The 20,723-nt window shown below is 45.1% G+C and carries 17 protein-coding genes, 1 pseudogene and 1 other annotated feature; of the genes and pseudogenes, 3 read left to right on the top strand and 15 right to left on the bottom strand.

Going from position 1 to position 20,723, the window contains the following annotated elements; translation table 11 throughout:
* Nucleotides 1-213 precede the first annotated feature (213 nt).
* The 3 genes from greA to mltG form a co-directional block, all read right to left on the bottom strand.
* Nucleotides 214-696, bottom strand: coding sequence for a transcription elongation factor GreA (gene greA / locus IV64_RS09330; protein WP_057706974.1), 483 nt, complete (start codon nucleotides 694-696; stop codon nucleotides 214-216).
* Between the two features lie 110 nt (nucleotides 697-806).
* Nucleotides 807-1,439: a uridine kinase gene (udk, locus tag IV64_RS09325; protein ID WP_057706973.1), complete on the bottom strand. Its 633-nt coding sequence runs from the start codon at nucleotides 1,437-1,439 to the stop codon at nucleotides 807-809.
* 19 nt (nucleotides 1,440-1,458) lie between these two features.
* Nucleotides 1,459-2,646, bottom strand: a complete 1,188-nt coding sequence (gene mltG, locus IV64_RS09320) for an endolytic transglycosylase MltG (RefSeq protein ID WP_083491628.1) — start codon at nucleotides 2,644-2,646, stop codon at nucleotides 1,459-1,461.
* Nucleotides 2,647-3,194: 548 nt separating this feature from the next.
* Between mltG and IV64_RS09315 the strand changes: the two genes are divergently transcribed.
* Nucleotides 3,195-3,719 (top strand): L,D-transpeptidase, encoded by a 525-nt coding sequence (locus IV64_RS09315; protein WP_237757334.1) that lies wholly within the window; start codon nucleotides 3,195-3,197, stop codon nucleotides 3,717-3,719.
* An 88-nt stretch (nucleotides 3,720-3,807) separates the two neighbouring features.
* Here IV64_RS09315 and IV64_RS09310 read toward each other — a convergent pair whose 3' ends face one another.
* From IV64_RS09310 to IV64_RS09285, 6 genes are all read right to left on the bottom strand, one after another.
* The gene (locus IV64_RS09310) at nucleotides 3,808-4,155 is read right to left on the bottom strand and encodes a hypothetical protein (protein ID WP_057706971.1); all 348 of its coding nucleotides are present in this window, start codon (nucleotides 4,153-4,155) and stop codon (nucleotides 3,808-3,810) included.
* A 463-nt stretch (nucleotides 4,156-4,618) separates the two neighbouring features.
* Entirely contained in the window at nucleotides 4,619-7,036 is a 2,418-nt protein-coding gene (gene pheT, locus IV64_RS09305; protein ID WP_057706970.1) for a phenylalanine--tRNA ligase subunit beta, read from the bottom strand.
* Nucleotides 7,037-7,047: 11 nt separating this feature from the next.
* Nucleotides 7,048-8,094, bottom strand: coding sequence for a phenylalanine--tRNA ligase subunit alpha (gene pheS / locus IV64_RS09300; protein ID WP_057706969.1), 1,047 nt, complete (start codon nucleotides 8,092-8,094; stop codon nucleotides 7,048-7,050).
* Between the two features lie 54 nt (nucleotides 8,095-8,148).
* Nucleotides 8,149-8,379, bottom strand: a binding site (T-box leader).
* 43 nt (nucleotides 8,380-8,422) lie between these two features.
* The gene (locus tag IV64_RS09295) at nucleotides 8,423-8,785 is read right to left on the bottom strand and encodes a winged helix-turn-helix transcriptional regulator (RefSeq protein WP_057706968.1); all 363 of its coding nucleotides are present in this window, start codon (nucleotides 8,783-8,785) and stop codon (nucleotides 8,423-8,425) included.
* A 24-nt stretch (nucleotides 8,786-8,809) separates the two neighbouring features.
* A complete protein-coding gene (locus IV64_RS09290) occupies nucleotides 8,810-9,316 on the bottom strand; it encodes an HD domain-containing protein (RefSeq protein ID WP_057706967.1) in 507 nt (168 codons plus the stop codon).
* Nucleotides 9,317-9,416: 100 nt separating this feature from the next.
* Nucleotides 9,417-10,187, bottom strand: a complete 771-nt coding sequence (locus IV64_RS09285) for a TrmH family RNA methyltransferase (RefSeq protein WP_057706966.1) — start codon at nucleotides 10,185-10,187, stop codon at nucleotides 9,417-9,419.
* A gap of 150 nt (nucleotides 10,188-10,337) precedes the next feature.
* Between IV64_RS09285 and IV64_RS09280 the strand changes: the two genes are divergently transcribed.
* Nucleotides 10,338-10,610 carry an acylphosphatase gene (locus IV64_RS09280; RefSeq protein ID WP_057706965.1) on the top strand — a complete coding sequence of 91 codons (273 nt, stop codon included), beginning with the start codon at nucleotides 10,338-10,340 and terminating at the stop codon, nucleotides 10,608-10,610.
* A gap of 63 nt (nucleotides 10,611-10,673) precedes the next feature.
* Entirely contained in the window at nucleotides 10,674-11,609 is a 936-nt protein-coding gene (yidC, locus tag IV64_RS09275; RefSeq protein WP_057706964.1) for a membrane protein insertase YidC, read from the top strand.
* Nucleotides 11,610-12,352: 743 nt separating this feature from the next.
* On the opposite strand, the gene IV64_RS09270 is transcribed toward yidC, so the two are convergent.
* The 6 genes and pseudogenes from IV64_RS09270 to IV64_RS09245 all read right to left on the bottom strand — a co-directional run.
* Nucleotides 12,353-13,003: an endonuclease III domain-containing protein gene (locus IV64_RS09270; protein WP_057706963.1), complete on the bottom strand. Its 651-nt coding sequence runs from the start codon at nucleotides 13,001-13,003 to the stop codon at nucleotides 12,353-12,355.
* Nucleotides 13,004-13,508: 505 nt separating this feature from the next.
* Nucleotides 13,509-14,477: a UbiA family prenyltransferase gene (locus IV64_RS09265; protein WP_083491627.1), complete on the bottom strand. Its 969-nt coding sequence runs from the start codon at nucleotides 14,475-14,477 to the stop codon at nucleotides 13,509-13,511.
* Between the two features lie 181 nt (nucleotides 14,478-14,658).
* On the bottom strand, nucleotides 14,659-16,452 hold the full coding sequence (locus IV64_RS09260) for a hypothetical protein (RefSeq protein WP_057706961.1): 1,794 nt from the start codon (nucleotides 16,450-16,452) through the stop codon (nucleotides 14,659-14,661).
* Nucleotides 16,453-16,537: 85 nt separating this feature from the next.
* On the bottom strand, nucleotides 16,538-18,517 hold the full coding sequence (locus IV64_RS14390; protein WP_057706960.1) for a hypothetical protein: 1,980 nt from the start codon (nucleotides 18,515-18,517) through the stop codon (nucleotides 16,538-16,540).
* A gap of 211 nt (nucleotides 18,518-18,728) precedes the next feature.
* A complete protein-coding gene (locus tag IV64_RS09250; protein ID WP_057706959.1) occupies nucleotides 18,729-20,393 on the bottom strand; it encodes a HAMP domain-containing sensor histidine kinase in 1,665 nt (554 codons plus the stop codon).
* Nucleotides 20,393-20,668: pseudogene (locus IV64_RS09245) on the bottom strand (winged helix-turn-helix domain-containing protein); the annotation flags it as partial. The pseudogene IV64_RS09245 and the gene IV64_RS09250, both read right to left, overlap by 1 nt.
* Between the last annotated feature and the right edge of the window lie 55 nt (nucleotides 20,669-20,723).

Raw genomic sequence — 20,723 nt, 5'->3', positions numbered from 1 at the left:
CGGTTTACGCCACCGACGTCTTGCGAGACGTGGGGTTTCGGCTTGCAAGCGAGGACTAAGACCGTTTTCCAGGCTTAGTCCGGTCGCCACGGCAGGTGAAATCATGGTCGGCCGGAAGCGACAAGTTTACCAAACTAGATATTTAATTTTAAAAGCCTAAAAAAACGCATTCACAGCTGATTCGTTGTGAATGCGTTTTTGACGTTAATAGCTTTAGGCGTTTTCAACCTTTAAGATTTTAACTTTCATTGAACCGGCTGGAATGTTGATTGTGACTTCTTCACCAACCCGGTGGCCAATTAAGCCCTTGGCAATTGGTGAATCGTTGGAAATTTTGCCTTCCATTGGATCGGCTTCAGCGGCCCCAACAATGATATAGCTTTCTGGTTCTTCGTCAGGTAATTCCTTAAACGTCACGGATTTACCAACGGAAACTTCATTTTCATCAATTTGTTCACTATCGATGATTTCGGCGTATTGAAGCATGTGTTCAACCGTCTTAATCCGGTTTTCAAGCAAACTTTGTTCATTTTTTGCTGATTCGTATTCAGAGTTTTCGGATAAGTCACCGTAGCTCCGGGCAATTTTAATTCGGTTAATAATTTCAGGGCGTTGGTTGATTTTAAGATCTTCAAGTTCTTTTTCGAGCTTGACCTTTCCCTCTTCTGTCATTGGATATGTTTTATCTTCGGCCAATGTTTCCACTCCTCTAATTCCTGTAATAGTTATATCAAAGACCAGCCTACCATTCTGAATTTTAAATGTAAACTCTCAAATCCAAAATAGCGCTGGTCTTTTAATTCTGTTTATAAAATCGAGCGAACCTTAGTTGTCAGTAAATCAATGGCCACTTCGTTTTCCCCACCCTCGGGCACAATGATGTCCGCGTAACGCTTGGTTGGTTCCACAAATTGGTGATACATCGGCTTAACGGTCGCCAAGTATTGGCTGATCACGGAGTCTAACGTCCGCCCACGTTCCTTGATATCCCGTTGAATGCGGCGGATGATTCGAATGTCATCATCCGTATCGACAAAGACTTTGATATCCATCAAGTCACGCAACCGCTGATCATCCAAAATCAAAACACCTTCGACGATAATCACGTCACGGGGTTCTTGATGAATGGTCTCACTGCTCCGGGTGTACTGTTCGTAATCATAGACTGGTTTTTCAATCGGTTCGTACGCCAGTAACTGCTGGATTTGTTTGATCATCAGGTCGGTATCAAAAGCCAACGGGTGATCGTAGTTCACGGCGTGGCGCTGAGCCATCGTCATATCACTTTGATCATTGTAGTATGAATCTTGTTGTAAAATCAGTAATGATTGGCCAGACAATTGATTGTAAATCGCCTTACTGACGGTCGTTTTACCACTACCAGAACCACCGGTCACACCGATAACGACTGGTCGTTGGTGATGTTTATTTTCGCTCATTTTAAAGTTAGCCCCGTTCTTATTTTTCAGCGGCTTCGTTATGCTTCGAAACCTTTTCAATGTTAGCTGCGTGTCCAGCCGCATCCTTTGCATAGTAGACTTTCCCAGTCTTGAGATCCGCTACGAAGTACATGTAACCCTTACTACGTTGTGCGGGATCTAAGACCGCCTTGATGGAAGTCAGGCTAGGACTGTTAAATGGACCAGGACCATAACCTAAGTTACGCCGTAAATTATATGGTGAATCGGTTGCGAGATCCTTTGCCGTTAACGTTGACTTAGTCGAGTTAATCGCGTAGAACACGGAAATATCAGAATCCAAGCGCCACTTGGCATCCAAGCGGTTCAAGAAGACCCCGGCAATTAAACGCCGGTCCTTGTTAGTACTACCTTCGCGTTCCACTAAGGAAGCTAAGGTCATGATTTCTTGAACTGACATCTTCGACTTCTTAACTTGACCATAGTATGGTTTTAACTCATCGTTCGTCTTCGAAACCATTTGTGTGACTAGCTGTTTCAGCGTTGTCTTCTTGCCCACTTCATACGTTGCTGGGAAAAGATACCCTTCCAAGTGATAACGAACTTGTTTAGCAGCCATCGATGACGATAATAATTGCGGGTATTTCTGTGCTAAGGATTTCATGAACGTCTGATCCTTCATCAGGGCTAAAAATTCAGCCGCGGTAAAGTCCGTCTGTTTTTGAACCGTCTTAGCAATCGTCGTAATTTGACTTCCTTCGACGACTAGCACCCGGCCACTAGAACTTTGAATTGGTTCGGATGAACCACCCTTGTTCAAGGCCGTTGCAATCTGTGACAAACTCATCGACGGCTTTAATTGGTAATAGCCAGCGTGGAAGTTAGACAAGTTATGCGCTTTGGTCCAGTACTCAAACACAAAGCCACTCTTGATGACTTTGTTGGATTGCAGAATCGTCGCAATCTTTTTACTATTGGCACCATATGGAATATCTACTTGCACAACCTGATTATCCTTGCTGTTGTATGGCTGTGTTGCATTATCAAAATAACGGTAACCCATGACACCAATAATAATCAATAGCACTAGTAAAATGCCGAACACGCCACCAATGACGTGTTTTGAAAATGATTTCCGCTGTTTTTGCACCGACCGTTTTGGTTCGGTCGACCCATGATCTTGTTGATCCTGGTTATCTTGGTCGTTATTCAACTTTCGCCCCTCCATTTATTAATAATCCTATCAATTATACAAAACTGTTGCTTGCTTTGCACTAGTTCACAACGAGTTTTAGCGATTTTTAAAGTTAAATGGCTAAGATTGCTTACTAAGACCACTCACAAACGATAACTTCACCCTACCACACCTTGTCTGAACTGGATACTGAGTAGTCATACCACCACTTGCTTTCCTACTAGACCACTTAACAAAATTAGTAATATTTTCTGGGATTAGCTTCAATCCTGACTAACACGCTGTTGCGACTAGTGGCTAATTGGCTCAATATCAGCATTCATTTACATGGTAGCGTTTACATCATCTCGATTATTAATTCAACCAGATTAACATTCGGCTAATTAGTAGTGAATTGCTGCCGTTATGATGACTTCATTTCCAGATAGACCAGTTGTTTTTTTAATCTAATAAGGTTATAACAGTCTTTGAGAGAAGTTTTATTGATTAACGGGGGATTTTATAACATGCTACGACCAAAGAAGTTAGCGATATTGCTGGGAATTATACTGATTGCCGGTCTATTAATATCACTTCCAATCATGACCCACCATCGAAGTGCGGCGGCTAAAAATATCACGACCACCAAGAAGGTCACAAAGCCTTCTGTCATGCGGTCACCGATCAACTGGCACAAATCTTCAGAAAAGGTCGCCTATCCCGATGTCAGCAAGTATCCGCATATGTGGATTCACGTCTCACTGAAAAAGCAACGACTGTATTTGATGACTGACAAGCGTGTACTCTATACCATGTATGTTTCAACCGGCCGCACAACAAAAAACACTAAGACACCACGAGGCACCTACCACGTTCAAGCTGAACGGGGAAAATACTTTTACAGTGCTAGCGTGAACGAAGGCGCCTATTACTGGGTCTCATGGTTGAACCATGGTGAATACTTATTTCACTCAACCCCGGTCGATACTCAGGGCCACTTTATCAAATCCGACGCGGCGGACCTCGGCAAACGACCTTCGTCACACGGCTGCGTTCATCTAAGTATTGCCGATTCAAAGTGGGTTTATAAAAATATTCGCTATGGTACAAAAGTTGTCATTGACTAAAATAAAAAAAGCAAGTTCATTACGACCCATCTCACTTCTGAAGCTTAACGGATGGTCATGTGAACTTGTCTTTTTTTAGATTTAACCTTTATTCTCGTTGGGTCACAAAAATCACAGTCTCTAATAACATCCAAAAAGGGATTAGCACCACAAATAAAATAAAGTACCAAAAGGCTTCATTAAAATTAACCCCATTAAAGAGTAACCCCACGCAACAAAGCGTCAGTAACACTGCCATACCCTTTTGCAGTTTAATTTTAACGGTAAAAAGCGATGCGACAAGGCTCACGAGCAAAATACCACACCCGCCGTAACCAATCAATTGATTGTCATCTAACTTAAACCCAGTTTGAACACCGGTGGCAAAATAAAGTGCGGCAACAAAGATCATCAAATAAATGCCCGCAATAACTTGGATTAGAACATAATTTTTCATGCTAGTTTCCTTAACTTAGAATTTGCTATCCGATAAATGTATCAAACCACAGTATGATTGGCAACACATGATTATTTAGACTCGGCCACATAAAAAAGTAGTGCCCGCAACCATCACAGTTGTTGGCACTACTTTTAATAACCACTAAAGATTTAAATTTTCATCACTACCGGCACATCACACCACCACTACCCGACTCCGCTTAAAATAACTTTACTATCGTTATTACTGTCGGATAATCGGAGGTTGCCACTGATGGCATCAGTCGTGAAGGTGGCCTTGACCGGTGATTTTCCGGTCTTAGGCCACGGACGGTCCGGGACAATTACGCTTTTTATAATTGCTCCGGGCGAGGGGCAAGACCGCACCTCAGGCTTGACCCGGTCCCACGACCGCATGTTATCAGTGGCAACCGGAATAACTTGCAAGTGGCCATTCTTAGCGTTGCCTTTTAGACAACAATTTAACGAATTTCCGCACCCAGTTCATCGGTCAAAGCGGCCAAGACCTTATTGAAGGCTTGCGTCACTTCATCGTCAACTAGTGTCGCGTTTTGATCACGGTAAGTTAATGTGTAAGCCAATGACTTCTTACCAGCTGGAACGTGACTACCAGTATAAACGTCAAAGAGTTCAACACTTTGTAAGTGTGCCCCACCCTTGTCATTAATCAGGTCAACAATCGTCGCGTTCGTAACGGTGTCATCAATCAACATCGCAACGTCCCGCGTGATACTTGGGAACTTCGAGATTGGTTGATATTGCTGCCGTTCCTTTGGTAAGGCAATTAAGGCCGTCAAGTCGAGTTCGAAGACGTAGGTTTCACGAACCTTGTAAGCTTTTGCCGTGTTCGGGTGAATTTCACCAACAAACCCAACTAACTGGTCACCAACAAAAATGTTGGCTGTTCGACCAGGGTGCATTTCAGGATGGTCACTCGTTGCGACATAGCTTACGGCATCGTCTAAAGCCAAGCTCTTCAAGTAGCCTTCCACGATTCCCTTGATTTGATAGAAATCAACGGGTTGTTCAGCAACGCCCCAGCTCTTCTTGGTCATTGAGCCCGTAATAGCACCAGCAATGTGTTCGATTTCCTTTGGACGAACTTGTTCAGGCTGACTGTAGAAGACCCGGCCTTCTTCGTATAACGCCACGTTATGTTCCTTACGGGCATTATTGTAGGCTAAGTCATCCAGCAAACCAGAAACTAGGCTCAAGCGTAACGTCGTCCGTTCTGAGCTCATTGGGAAGTCTAACTTAGTGACTTCACTTGGATGTAAAGCAAAGGCCTTAGCCTTTTCCTCAGTCGTCAATGAATAACTAATGGCCTGCGTTAAACCGGCACTTTCCATTAATTTACGTGAGTCCCGAATAACTTGTTGTGTTTCGTTCAGCTTACCAATGGTTGGTTGTCCCGTTGGTAAAGTTGAAGGCAAGTTGTCATAGCCGTATAGCCGGGCAACTTCTTCGATCAAATCAGCCGGAATGTGAATATCCCACCGACGAGATGGAACCGTGACCGTATAAGTTTCACCAGCAACCGTCGTTTCAAAGTCTAACCGTTTAAAGATGTCCGCCACTGCTTCAACGGACAACGTCGTTCCCAACACGTGGTTGATTTTGCTTAAGGTGATCGTGACCGTCGTTGGTTGAACGTCTTCATCGCGCCCAATGACAACGTTATTCGTCACAGTACCGCCACTTAATTCAGCAATCATTGCGGCCGCCGCGTTCAAGGCTGTTTCGGTCATCCCATGGTCAATGCCGCGTTCGTAGCGCATGGAAGCTTCACTGTGCAAATCGTGATTATGAGCCGTCTTCCGGATTTTAACCGCATCAAATACGGCACCTTCCAAGGCAATCGACGTCGTTGCATCGGTCACTTCAGTATCCAAACCACCCATGGTCCCTGCTAAACAAATTGGGGTATCTTCACTACAAATAACGAGGTCCGTTGGCAACAATTCGCGGTCTTCACCGTCCAAAGTTGTCATGTGTTCGCCGGCCTTGGCCAACCGAACGTTAACGTGCCCGTTCTTCAATTGATCGAAATCAAAGGCGTGTAATGGTTGCCCGTATTGCATCAAAATGTAGTTCGTCGCGTCAACAACGTTATTGATTGGACGCATCCCGGCATTCCAAATCCGGATTTGTAACCATAATGGACTTGGTTTGATCGTCACGTTTTTAATGAGACGCATCTTGTACATTGGAACGTCGTGTTCATCGGCATCGACCCGCACTTCTAATTGGTCGGTGGCGTCATCTTGTTCGTCTTCATGTAAGTCAACCGTTGGCATGTTAGGCGTTTGATCGTAAATAGCAGCCAATTCGTGCGCCGTTCCGTTCATGCTCAGCATGTCCCCACGGTTAGGTGTGACGGACATATCGATAATTTCATCGTCCATCCCGAGGTAACCGAAGACGGGTTCGCCTGGAACCGCGTCGTCTGGCAGAATAAAGATCCCGTCAGCGACTTCCTTAGGCACTAACTTTTCATCAAAGCCAAGTTCGTCCAAGGCACAGAGCATTCCGGCAGACTTCACACCGCGCATCTTGCTCTTTTTAATCTTTGTGTGGTTACCGATCCAAGAGTTAGGTAACGCCACAACGACCTTTTCGCCAGCGGCAACGTTTGGTGCGCCACAAACGATTTGAAGTGGTTCATCTTCGCCAACGTCAACTTGGCAAACGTGTAAATGGTCAGAATCAGGATGGGGTTCACAGGTTAAAACGTGCCCAACCACAACCTTTTTCTGTCCTTCATCGGGACGAATGACACCGTCAACTTCAACGGCCGTCCGTTCAATTTTTTCTGCTAATTCATCGGCCGGAATGTCCAGCTTTAAATAATCCTTTAACCATTGGGTAGAAATTCTCATGTGGACTCCTCCTAACCTTTCTTGTAAAACTGTGACAAGAACCGAACATCGTTTAAGTAGAAGTTCCGGATATCATCAACACCGTATTTCAACATTGCAAAACGGTCTGGGCCTAAGCCAAAGGCAAACCCACCGTATACTTCGGGGTCGATCCCTGACATTTCAAGCACGTGGGGATGAACCATTCCGGCACCTAATACTTCGATCCAACCGGTTTGTTTACAGATGCCACAACCTTTACCGCCACAGTTAAAGCAAGTGACGTCGGCTTCAACGGATGGTTCCGTGAATGGGAAGTAACTTGGCCGTAAGCGAACGTCGAATTGGTCCCCGAACAACGTCTTAGAAACTAACGTTAAGGTTCCTTTTAAGTCGGCCATGGTGATGTGCTTGTCCACAACTAATCCTTCAATTTGATGGAATTGGTGTGAATGGGTCGCATCATCGGTATCGCGACGATAAACACGTCCGGGTGACAACACTTTTAATGGACCCTTGGAGAAATCATGGTTTTCAAGTGACCGGGGTTGGTCAGCGGATGTTTGGGTCCGTAATAAGACTTCCTTAGTGATGTAGAACGTATCTTGCATATCCCGTGCGGGGTGATCCTTAGGCAAGTTTAAGCGTTCGAAGTTGTAGTAATCTTCTTCAACTTCATCACCGTCAACGATTTGATAACCCATTCCCATGAATAGGTCTTCTAATTCCGTGATAATTTGCGTGATGACATGTGGTTGGCCTTGGGCAACTTCACGCCCTGGTAAGGTCACGTCTAATTTTTCCGCAGCCAATTGCTTATTGACCGCTAATTGTTCCAATTCTGCGCGCCGTTGATCAATCGCATTTTGAAGGCGATCACGCACTTCGTTGGCGTAAGCACCAACTTTAGGTCGTTCTTCGGGCGTTAAGTCCCGCATCCCACGTAAAACTTCCGTAATGGGACCCTTCTTACCAAGTAAATCGACTTTAACTTGGTTGACTTTTTTCAACACATCGGCGGACTTAATGTCGGCCAAGCCTTGATCACGTAATTCAGTTAACCGATCTTGTAAACTCATATGCTTCCTCCAATATTTTTATTAACGTTTGACGACAAAAAAAGACCTCGCCCAAAAAGGGACGAGGTTCATCGCGGTACCACCCTTGTTCACGTCAGCATTCAATCCTAACGTGCACTTTTCCCGTAGTAACGGTCGGGTGACCGGAAAATTATTTGTTATCAAAAACGCCCAATTTCAGCTCAGAGAGTGAATTCACTAGCTTAAACGCCGGGGTGCTTACAATCGATGACACCCGTCCCTAAGACGTCGCTCCTAACTACTATTTCTCGTCACAGCTTTTATCTACAATGTAAGTCTAGGCTAAAGCCCTAATTCCGTCAACCCATTAATTACACTGAGTTGGACTAAACCACTTATCAGACCAAGTGTGGACGGTATCCATAACTTGCCGGAGATCCTTCCCCTTGGTCGTTAAGCTGTATTCAATCAATGCGGAATCACAATGCGTGACCCGACTAACAATCCCATTAGCTTCGAGTTCTTTCAAGCGAACCACCAGTACCCGGTCACTACACTTAGGAATGCGCCGTGCCAAGTTCTTAAAACGTTGTGGCCCGTCTTCGAGTAAAACGTCAATGATCAGACCATTCCACTTCTTACCCAAAATGGAAAAAGTCTTTTCAAATTTGGGACACAGCTCAAAATCGACGGCTGAGTCTTCAACCGTATCAACTATCATTTCTGACATATGCATGACCTCCAAAAAATTCGATTAACCGGCGGAGACCTTACCTCGGAACCGATCTAACTGTTTGGCCACTTTCGTCCGTAGTGGGCCAAAAAATTCATGTTCTGCTTCATAATCGTCGACTAAGGAAACGAGCAAACTTTCTCGATATTTAGGAACGGCTAACGTCGCCCCAAACATGTGCTTCAAAATGATATCCTTTTCCATCGGTGTTAATTTGGTTAACTTTTCAGCGTTTCGTAACGCGACCCGTGGGTGGATAAATGCGTGTGACCCTAAATCAAACTTGGTTTCACGCCAGTCATAATAAAACAAATCATGCAATAATCCACCACGAGCAACTGCCGTCGTATTAAGATGCCATTTCTTCGCTAAAACATAACTATCATATGAAACTGCAATTGAATGATCTAAGCGATTCGAATGATGGTGCTGAGTAAACTCTGCCAACCGCTGTACTTCTGGTTGAGCTAACAAATCTGCAACAAGCGCCACGTATTCAGAATCTTGTTTCCACGCATTAGTTTTCATTAAAAGCTCCCTTTGTTAATAACTACCGCTATTCTACTAAAAAGTAAGTAACTTTAAAAGTATTTTGCCCAATTTAAACGTCATTCTTACTAATTGTAACCTAGTGGTATAACCCGAACATGAGAATCCCGGCTGCAACCGCAACATTTAAAGATTCCGCACGCCCTTTAATTGGGATGTATAAGTTTTGATCCGTCTGCGCTAAGAGCGTCTTACTCATCCCGTTACCTTCATTCCCCATCACGAGGCCAAAAGCTGCGGGGGCGTCAACATCTTGATACTGCACGGCTTCCGGATTCAATTCCGAGCCGTACACCGGGACGTTATCAGCATGCAACCGTTCAACTAGGGTCGTTAAATCGGTACTAATTAAATGAAGATGGAACTGGCTACCTTGCATGGCCCGTTCAACTTTTGGTTGGTGGACGTCAACCGTTCCCTGTCCAAACGCAACCCCGGCAAAACCAGCGGCATCCGCTGTTCGCACCATGGTCCCGATATTACCAGGATCTTGGACGTTATCGAGTAATAACCACGGCCGGGTTAGGTCTAGCTTTGCTAACTCATCGTCCTCTGCTGCCGGCAAAACAACCAGTGCAAATACCCCTTGGGGCGTAACGGTTGCGCTAATGTGGGCCGCAACCTCTTCAGAGATTTCAATCAACGCCGGGAACTTAGTTAAGTCCGGGTCGGTCGCCAATTGTTTTTCGGTAATCAGTAACGTTTTAACGGGAATATGTGCTTTAACGGCTTCGTTAACTAGGTGCCAGCCGTCTAATAGGTACATGCCCTGCTGCTTACGGCCCTTTTTGGTCTGTAATTTTTTCCACGCTTTAACGTGCACGTTTTGTAATGAATTGATTTTTTCCACGGTATGAACTTCCTTTTCGTCCTTGCAGGGTCTCTCATGCTGAGAGACCTCACGATTTATTTTCAAGTATAGCATATCGCCCGCATCACACTTCCATGCTATTATATAGTGTATGGGTTATTATGATTTACAATTAAAGGAAGTGACAGTATGCGCGCAGTAACTCTGCAAGCCAGCGGCCGCGTTCAAGGGGTTGGTTTTCGCTGGGCCACAAAGGTCGCCGCGGATAAGTGTGGTGTCAACGGAATTGTTCGCAATTTAATGGATGGCTCCGTATTCATTGAAGCGGAAGGCGAAGATCAACGGGTTCAAGTCTTTATTGACGTGATCAAACAATCACCGACCGATTTTGGTAAGGTTAACAAGCTCATCGTTAACGACGTTGAACCACAAAACTACCACAATTTTCGGATAACTAATTGAAATCCCCGTTCAGGTTTAGTATCATCGAGTTTATATATCTTTAATAAAGGGGATTATGATCTATTGAAATCTAAAAAAGGCCTCACATTAGCGTTGACATTAACTACGCTGACGTTATTTCTGAGTGGCTGTGTACAGACAACTAAGTCTGGGAAACCATACGGCTTTGTCTACGACTACCTAGCACGTCCTGGTCAAGCCGTTATGCAATGGTTATCACAAATTTTAGGCAATAACTACGGCTGGGCCATCATCGGTCTGACGGTCATCGTACGGTTAGTACTTCTACCTATGATGATCAGTCAACAACGCAAGTCCACGTACCAACAAGAAAAAATGTCTGCCGTTAAACCGCAGATGCAAAAGATTCAAGCCCGGCAAAAAGCTGCGACAACGCAGGAAGAAAAAGCTGCAATCAGTAACGAAATGATGCAGCTTTACAAGGAAAACGGCATTAGCATGACTGGTGGGATCGGTTGTTTACCATTATTAATTCAACTGCCCGTCTTCTCAGCCCTTTACTACGCCATCCGCTTCTCACCCGAGTTGCAAAGTGCCACGTTCATGGGGATCTCCTTAGGGAAATCCAGTTTACTTTTGGCCATCTTAGCCTTCTTGTCTTACTTGGCACAAGGCTACCTCTCAATGATTGGTTTGCCGGATGATCAAAAGAAGCAAATGCGGATGATGCTCGTCATGAGTCCAATCATGATCTTATTCGTGTCCATGTCAGCACCCGCTGGTTTAGGGCTATACTTCTTCGTCGGTGGGTTATTCGCCTGCTTACAAACGCTCATCATCAACTTCTTCCGCCCCCGGATTCGGCGTGAAGTTGAAGCTGAACTGAAGAAGCACCCCATCAAGACCCCAACTCCAGCGCCAGTTGCACAAGCTAAGCCAGTTAATGCAACTGAAAGTGACGCAACGCCTAAGCCACGTAACTACACCCCTGGTAAGGGTCGCAATGCTGGCAAGCAGCAACGCCATCACCGCAACTAATTGATTTAAACAAGTCAAACCGGCACCTCGATGATTTTCATCGGGATGCCGGTTTTCTTTTTATTAACTCAAGGTTAATAGCATTAATTAGACACATAGGATTCTTCATCGCTCCGCCGGACAGAACCAGTGGGCTGTGGGGTCGGCTACAGCCAAGGTACGGGCTTCCGCCTCGCTTGTAAGCCTAAAAGCCCAAGTCTTCCAAGACGCCCCGCCATGTCGCCAGGCATAAACCGCCAGCCAACATGACCGACACTGCCCACTGGTTCTGCCGGCTGCGCTAGGATTGGTTAAAAGCAAGATAAATCAACTTTCATCGAAAGATCAACTTAGCTGGAAGCAACAAATTTACCGACTTTGTTAATATTGGTATGTTGCTAATATCAGTTTTTATGACTTTCATCCTTTAGCTGTTATTCCTAAATCAATTGCTCCGTCAGGCAGAATAATCTTACTATTGTTATCTCCATCAGACAATCGGAGGCCGTAACTGATGACATCGGTCGTGAAGGTGGTGTTGGCGCGGCGCTTTTTTGCCGGGCTTACACCACGGACGGTCCGGGACAATTGTGCCTTTTGTAATCGTTCCGGGCGAAGGACTAGACCGTTTCCCAGGCTAGGCCCGGTCCCACGACCGCATGTCATCAGTTGCGACCGGAATAGCTTATAAATAGCTAATTTTGTTGGTCCAGACATTGATGCAACAGTTTCTTAAATTTAAGTTTCAACCTTTAGTTATTAAGTTATAGTCCAGACTCGTTTTCCTCGTTCAATTTGTCGCAGTCAATAATCAATTGGCAAACTTCCCGATCGGGTGTGAGCTTCATGGAGTATTTGCGTCCAAATTCAATCATCGTATGGTGGGCTTGGTGTAATTCTTTAGGGTCCAACACCCCAACGATCTTTTGCTCAACCTGCAGCGGTGACGCGGCTTGGTCGACAAAGTGTAACCGCTTAGAAATTGCTGAAACGTGGGTATCCACCGCAAACGTATTCTGGTCAAAGACATCGCTTAGGACCACGTTAGCCGTCTTACGCCCTGCACCCGGCAAGGCCATGATGCCCTTGCGATCCGTTGGCACCACGTCGTGCAGGTCCTCGTGAACGATCCGTGCCGTTTTGATAATGTTTTTAGCCTTATTCCGAAACAAGCCAACACTTTTGATGATCTGCTCAACATCGGTGACGTCCGCCACCATCAAATCCTTAGGTTCTGGATACTTGTCAAATAGTACCGGGGTCACCTTATTGACTGAAACGTCCGTAGCCTGCGCACTTAAAATCACCGACACCAAGTACTGAAACGGGGTCCGCGAATCAAGAGATGGCCCCACCGGCCCCATCTCTTTTTCCATTTGATGAATAGCCCATACAATTTGTTCGTCCTTCAACATACGCTACTTCACTCCTTTCAAGCTTAAGTTGTTAACTAAGTCACGTGTAGCCAATCCTTATTAAGACTACGCTTCAACCTCTAGTAATTACTTCTATCTTACCCGAAAAATGCCCAGTAAGACTTGTTAAAGAAAATTTTTTAAAATTATTTTAGTTGCAATAAAAAGCCGCCAGCACCTACCAATAATACTGTCGCCCCGTCAGTATTATTGATACGTTCTAAAAATTCATTGGATCATCGGAGGCTGTCGCTGATAGCATCGGTCGTGAAGGTGGCTTTTGACCGGTGCTTTTCCGGTCTTAGGCCACGGACGGTCCGGGACAATTGCGCTTTTTGCAATTATTCCGGACGAGGTGCAAGACGTTCCTCAGGCTTGGACCGGTCCCACGACCGCATACTATCAGCGACAGCCGGACTAGGTCCATTGAACTGGTACAACCACTAAAAAAGACGGCCAATCCGCTTCAATGAAGAGCGCCCGTCCGTCTTAATTACAATTTTAATTAAAAGATAATTCCTAAAATTAATCCTACTAATTGCATTCCTTGAAACATCATCAAGTTTTGTGGTGCGGTGTTAAAGGTCGTTTCCTTAACTTGTTCCGCGTTGAATGCCCGAATATTTTTCAAAATCTTAGGCAAGACTAGTAACACTAAGAGTTGATAAATTGGCAAGATCTGTAAGATAACGCTAATGATAACGGGGACGTAACCGAGCAATGCCAGCGTATCGTAAACTTTTAATGACCGCTTAGTCCCGATGTAGTAAGGTACCGTGTACCGTTCATTGCGAATATCTTGTTGTAAATCGGAAATATTGTCGGCAAGCATAATGTTCGCCACTAGGAAAATCCCTGGTAGCCCAACTAGGATCATCACCAAAATGTTTTGCAAGTTACCAACTACCGCAAACCGTGGCCAGTCAAAGGTGAAGCCCGCTAACACGGGTGTTGCAACGTTCATGTAAACGCTCAGGAAAAATACCCCAAACCCTTCAACGCAACCAGACAATAGTTCACCCAATGGGAATCGTGAGAATGGTACTGGGCCGTACGTATAGAAAACTGCCACACCAATTGCGGCCGCCCCCATAAAGAGTAACAATAGGTTCGTCTTGAAAACCAACACGATGCCTAAAATAATTGCTGTTGCTAACATGGCTAGCATCATGTTCATTGATCGCCGTGGTGATAAATGCTCACGCCCAACGATATTATAAGTATCGCGGTAATGAATATCCTTGGCTAAATAGTAGTCCTGTACGTTATTGAAACCCGTTACAAATAACGCAATTGCGACTTGCGCAATTAAATAAATTAATGAATTTACCCAATTAAACGCGTGGAAATAATAGATTGAAAACAAAATACCAATGAAGTAAGGTACCACACTAGCTGCTTTTGCATTCAACCGAATGAATTGCAAGAAGATCTTGAATGTCATCGGCCGATAAGCCGTTTCGTTTGTCAACAGTTTCGCCCCCCAAATTAATTTGCTGCACTTCCACTATAACAAAGATTAGTGTTTGTGAAAACCGGCTCAAACAGAGTATCCCGTAACAAAGAATCTTTTGACGTACATTTAAGCAAAATAACCGTTCAGAAATATTGGCTATTCCTGAACGGTTATTTGAATTTCATCCCAAATATTTTAATTAATTCGTCATTTGTAGGATGGCGGGACCACGATTCGTCAAGACAAAGCCTTGATTGCTTTGATGCATGAACATCATGCCTTCAAACTCACGGTCACCCGTGAAGTTCGTCGCACTAACATCACTGGCATCTAATTGCCCGAGTTTGTCCACCGGAACAGAGAAGATGCTGCCGTTAGATACCAGGTACAACCGGTTATTAGCGCCATTGTAGCTCATCGACTGAACGACTTCTCCCGGTACCCTGCTGAGACCCTGCATGACTAAACTAAAATGAATCCGGTCAGTACTAATCTGTCCCTTATAAATCTTAGCCGAGTTAAGCGGTGCCGTTGACCAAGCCGAAAGCGTATGGGTCCAATAATAGGCGTTCCCATCATTATCAAACGCCAAGACGCTACCCATGTGCATGCCGGACTTCAACGTAAAGTTAACCGCGGCATCTGGTTTCAACGTCTTCTGATTTAGTCGTTCAACCGTCGATTGATCATCTGCTTGGTGCTTCTTAACGAACCATAACTCGTTGGTTCGCGGATTCAAAGCTAACGACTGCGCATGACCAGTATTAAAGGTTGGCCCAACTTTGATACACTTCAAAATGGCCTTATCCTTGCTCGTCGCCTTATTGTGATATTGGTTAACGGCGGCCTTGCGGATCAACTGCATCTGACCGTTTTTTCGCGTGCCTAACGCCGTCAACTTTTGCCAGTCATAACGGATGACCCACCCCATCTGATCGTCATCCCCCTTACCACTCTTATCCACGTACATCACGTATAAGTAATGGTCATCTTTAGAGAACGTCGCACTTTGCGGGTTTGAATTAATCCCCTTCGTTGACTCACCGTCCAAAGGCAAGTACATCGTCGACTTCAAAGCGTAATCGCTATCCGCACCAGTGTGTCGAACAACGCTTAACGTTTCGCTTTTAGTTTGAAGGGTCTTCTTTGCCTTGTACGTTGGCGAATATTGGTACTTATACCGCGCTAAGGCGTAGTCACTCGGCACGTCCACCGTTGAAAAGTCTTCCGATTTATACGGATCAATCGTATTGCCAGAAACGTTGTAGGACGTGATGCCATCAACCGTTTCACCAGGCGTCGTCAAGCCACTCACTGTTGGTTCGGGGACAACGGGCGCTTTGGTCGTCAAATAGCCATTCCAGACCCAGCCCTTCGTTTCCCCTGATTTAACGTAGTAATACGTGGTCTTCTTGCCCCGCTTATAAACCGTCCGTTTTTGTGTTCTTGTGTACTTCTGGTCAGCAACCAGCTTGACGCCCTTTTTAAAGGTCACATAGCTATTCTTACCCTTGAGCTGATAAATCTTACCTGACTTGGCGTTCTTATAATAAACTTTAGCGGTCGTTTTCTTGGCCGTGGTTGCTTGACCATTCTTGCCGGCTTTTAACTGACTTGCTTTGACCCAGCCAGCCGCTTTATTCTTAGCAGCTTTAACGTAGTAGTAGCGCGTCGTTTTGCCCTTTTTAGTCACGAACATCTGCTTAGACCGCGTCCACGTCGTTTTCGTATAGTTTTTCAACGCGTGGTTGGACTTTAAAACGGGCTTCTTGAGCGTTCCGCTTAATTTGTAAGTCTTGCCGGTTTTACTCAGTGAATAATACGCCTTATGACTTACCTTGGTCGCCTTAGTCCGATAAGTCTTACTAACTTTGGTGACCTTTTTTCCCCGTCGTTTACTTGCGGCTACAGTCGTTGATTGCACGCTAGCCCCAATCACCGCGACACTACTTAGCAACGTGACGCCTAAAAAGACGTGTTGTTTAAAACTCATCCCTGACACTCCTTACAAAAATTAATACTTAGAAGCAAAAAACACCAATCCTAAAATCAGTGTTTTTTGCAACCACGATAAAAGTCTATTTGTTATTCATTTGGTAAAGCGCTGGTCCCCGGTTTAACAAGACGTAGCCAGAATTACTGCGATGCATGAAGGCAACCCCTTCAAATTCTCGTTTACCAGTGAAGTTCGTGGCACTAACGTCGCTCGACTTCAAATGACCTAGCTTGCTTGTCGGTACGGAGAAGATACTCCCGTTGGACACAAGGTACAGCCGCTTATTTGCTTGGTTGTAACCCATGGATTGTACGATTTCACCAGGCCCTTTGCTCAAGCCTTGCATTACTAAGCTGAAGCGAACCCGTTTCGTACTGATTTGACCCTTGTAGATCTTAGCCGAATTAACTGGTGCCGTTGGCCAAGCTGCGACCGTATGCGTCCAGAAGTAAGCATTCCCAGCGTTATCAAAGGTTAAAACGCCACCCATGCTTAACGTGGATTTCAACGTGAAGTTGACCGCAGCATCCGGCTTCAAAGTGCTGGCGTTCAAGCGTTCAACCATCGCCTTGACACCTGATTTATGATCCTTGATGAACCATAATTCATTGGTTTTCGGGTTCAACGTCAATGACTGCGCGTGACCCGAATTAAACGTTGGTCCAACTTTAATACAATTTAAAATGGCCCGGTCTTGGCTCGTGACCCGATCATGATACTGATCAACGGCGGCTTGACGGATCAGTTCCATTTGACCGTTCTTCCGCGTGCCTAACGCCGTCAGCTTTTGCCAATCATAACGAATGACCCAGCCTTTTTGCGTATCGGCGTCCGTCCCGCTTTTATCAACGTACATGACGTACAAGTAATGGTCGTCCTTAGAAAAAGTGGCACTTTGCGGATTAGAGTTGCGTCCCTTTTCGTTGGCGCTATCTAGTGGCAAATACATGGTTGACCGTAAATCATAATTACTGTTAGCTCCCATGTGCCGCACGACCCCTAGCGTTTCGCTCTTAGGTTGTAACGTCTGATCTGCGTGGTAACTTGCTGAATACTGATAGGCGTAGTTCTTAACAAAATAGGCATTGGGAACTTTCACCGTTGAGAAATTTTTCGAGAGATAGGGTGCAATGACGTCGCCAGTTGTATGGTACGTCGTAATTCCATTGGCCGTTGCGCCCCGTGTCGTCAAACCACGTTTACTTTTAGCCTTGGCTTTAGCTTTTGACTTTGCTTTAGCTTTGGCTTTAGCTTTGGACTTGGACTTGGACTTAGCCTTGGCCTTGGCTTTGGCTTTGGCTTTGGACTTTGCCTTTGCTTTGGCTTTGGATTTAGCCTTTGCTTTGGATTTGGCTTTGGCCTTGGCTTTGGCCTTGGCTTTGAACTTTGCTTTAGCTTTAGCAGGCATCTTGGTCGTTAAATCACCACTCCAGACCCAGCCCTTCGTCTTGCCTTGTTTGACGTAGTAATACGTCATCTTTTTACCGTGTTTATAAACGTAACGCTTTTGCGTTCTGGTGTATTTTTTGTTAGCTGCTAACTTCCGAGCACTCTTAAGGGTCACGTAACGATTCTTACCCTTTAACTGGTAAATCTTGCCAGCTTTGGCGTTCTTATAGTAAGCTTTGGTCGCCACTTTCTTAGGCGTCGTTGCTTGACCGTTCTTCCCGGCCTTTAACGCACTCGCCTTGACCCAACCCGCGGCGTGGTCCTTGGCGTTAGTAACGTAATAGTAACGAACTTTTTTACCCTTTTTAGTGACAACCATCTGTTTGGAGCGAGTCCACGTCGTCTTTACATAGTGCTTTAACGTGTGGTTAGCTTTTAAAACTGGCTTTTTGAGTGACCCACTCAATTTGTAAGTCTTTCCGGTTTTACTTAGCGAATAATACGACTTATGACTCACCTTGGTGGCCTTTGTCCGATAAGTCTTGCTAACCTTGGTAACCTTTTTTCCCCGACGTTTGCTTGCGACAACGTTGTTTGGTTGTGTACTCGTCCCAATCAACGCCGCACTCCCTAATAACGCCATACCTAACGCGACGTGTTGCTTCAAATTCATGCCCGACACTCCTCATAATTGTTTCTTGAAAATTTAACGTAACGTTACATAATAGCCATAATCGTTTCCCCGCGATTACGATAACGCCTTAATTAATTCTAACATAAACATACATAATTAAATTAATAACATTGAACTTGTGTTCATGATAAAAAAACTGCCGAAAAATTCTCAATCAACAAGAATTTCCGACAGTTTTTCACTGAAGTGATTATTTAGATGGCTTTACATCCCCATCATCATGTTCATGATCATCTAACGGGGGTTCATCTTTACTGTAAATTGCCGGCTTGATTCCCGCCGGTAACTCGGTTTTAGCGATCTTTTCAACTTTATCCGTTTCAGCTTGTGCCTCAGCTAAGAGTTCAGGATCACGCAAAATCGGCAAGTGGAAGCGGAAAATCGACCCTTGGCCAACGACTGATTCCACACTGATTTTGCCGTGGTATCCTTCAACTAACCGTTGGGCGATCGACAACCCTAGTCCGTTACCACCCTTATCGCGGCTACGCGCCTTATCGACCCGGTAGAAACGGTTGAAAACACGGTCCAGATTATCTTTCGAGATGCCTTCACCAAAATCTTGTACCGCGACTTCAATGTAACGAATGTCTGTCGAAAGGGACAAATGGATTTCTTTGCGCTTTGTCGAATACTTAACGGCATTATCTAGCAAGATAATCAGCAGTTGTTCCAAGTGGTTGCGGTAAATCTGCGCATAGACCGGCTTCTTAACGTCGTCATCAAACGTAAAGCGGAAGTCTGGGTGAATCATCTTAAAGTCGTTAAACGCTTGAGTGACGAGTTTTTGCACGTCAGTCGTCTCGTGACTAAAGTTGATTTCCAACTGTTCAGCCCGTGACAGGTCCAACATTTCTTGAACTAAGCTCTGCATCCGCTTAGTTTCAGACAAACTCGCTGCCAGCGATTCGGACAAGACTTGTGGGTCATCCTTACCCCACCGGTTCAATAGTTCCATGTGGCCTTGAATGATGGCGACCGGTGTCCGCAGTTCGTGGGAAACGTCTTCCACGAATTGTTGCTGCTGCGTAATATAACGTTGCATTTGATCCAACATATCATTGAACAAAACGGCTAGATCAGAGAGTTCGTCATTTCGACGCAAATCGGGCACCCGCGAATCCGTTTGGGGATCGGCGTTAACGGCGTTGATGGTTTCTTTGATTTGACGCATTGGCCGTAGTAAGAAGGCCGCTAAGAAGTAACCCAGTAACGTTGCACCAAAGATGGCAATCATCGTCATGACAATAAAAATCCAAACCAAGTTATACGTCGTATTATGATAATCCGCCAAACTATTCGTTACTTGCGCATAACCAATCAGTTTATGCGTGGCCGTCGCGCGAATCGGTGCGCGCCCCACTAACTGAGCCGCGTGCCCGCGACCGACCATGTTAACTTGACGCTTCGTACTTTTCTGAAATTCATGGGAATCTTTACGTGAAATGTATAACGTTGTCCCGTGCGGATCATAGACCGTAACGGCAAGGTTAGTCCGTGATAGGGCCGTTAACTCTGAATCCGAAAAGATTTTTCCTTGGATGGCGCCCCGTTTCCGCTCATACATGCCTTCAGCCGGCTCGACACTGGCTTCTGGTTGTAACTTAGCGGCGACCGAGTGAATAGTCAGGCCCTTGGGTTCCGTCCGCAGAGATTGTTGTACTGTCGTGATGGCACTAACAACGTCACGTTGTTCCTGGCGCAATAAGAGGTTCGTGAAACTCTTATAGACCAGCATTGAAAAACAAATAAAAATGAGCGCGGTCCCAATTGCGGTCCCGAGCGCCCATTTCCATTTTAACGACCAACGTTTTCGTTGCTTCGGCATCACTTGATCCTCAGCTTGGTCAGTCATTAGGAACGGATCACGTATCCTGTCCCACGAACTGTTTGAATATAACTCTTTTCACCTGGCCGGTCGATCTTGTTCCGTAAGTAACGAATGTAGACATCCACCACGTTGGTTTCGACTTCTGATTCGTAGCCCCAAACCTTATTCAATAAAACGTCACGCGCTAAGACCACGTTGATGTTTTCCATTAACGTCAGTAATAGTTCGTATTCCCGCTTCGTTAAATTAATGACTTCGTCACCGCGCTTAACGACTAAGTTTTCCTTTTCAATCGTCAAGTGCACTAGTCCCTGTCAAGTTGACAGATGAAATATTATAAAGTTAAATCTGTCT

It is taken from the genome of Lactiplantibacillus xiangfangensis (genome assembly GCF_001438845.1).
In the GTDB taxonomy this organism is placed as follows: Bacteria; Bacillota; Bacilli; order Lactobacillales; family Lactobacillaceae; genus Lactiplantibacillus; species Lactiplantibacillus xiangfangensis.
This window is presented reverse-complemented; position numbering and strand designations above follow the sequence as displayed.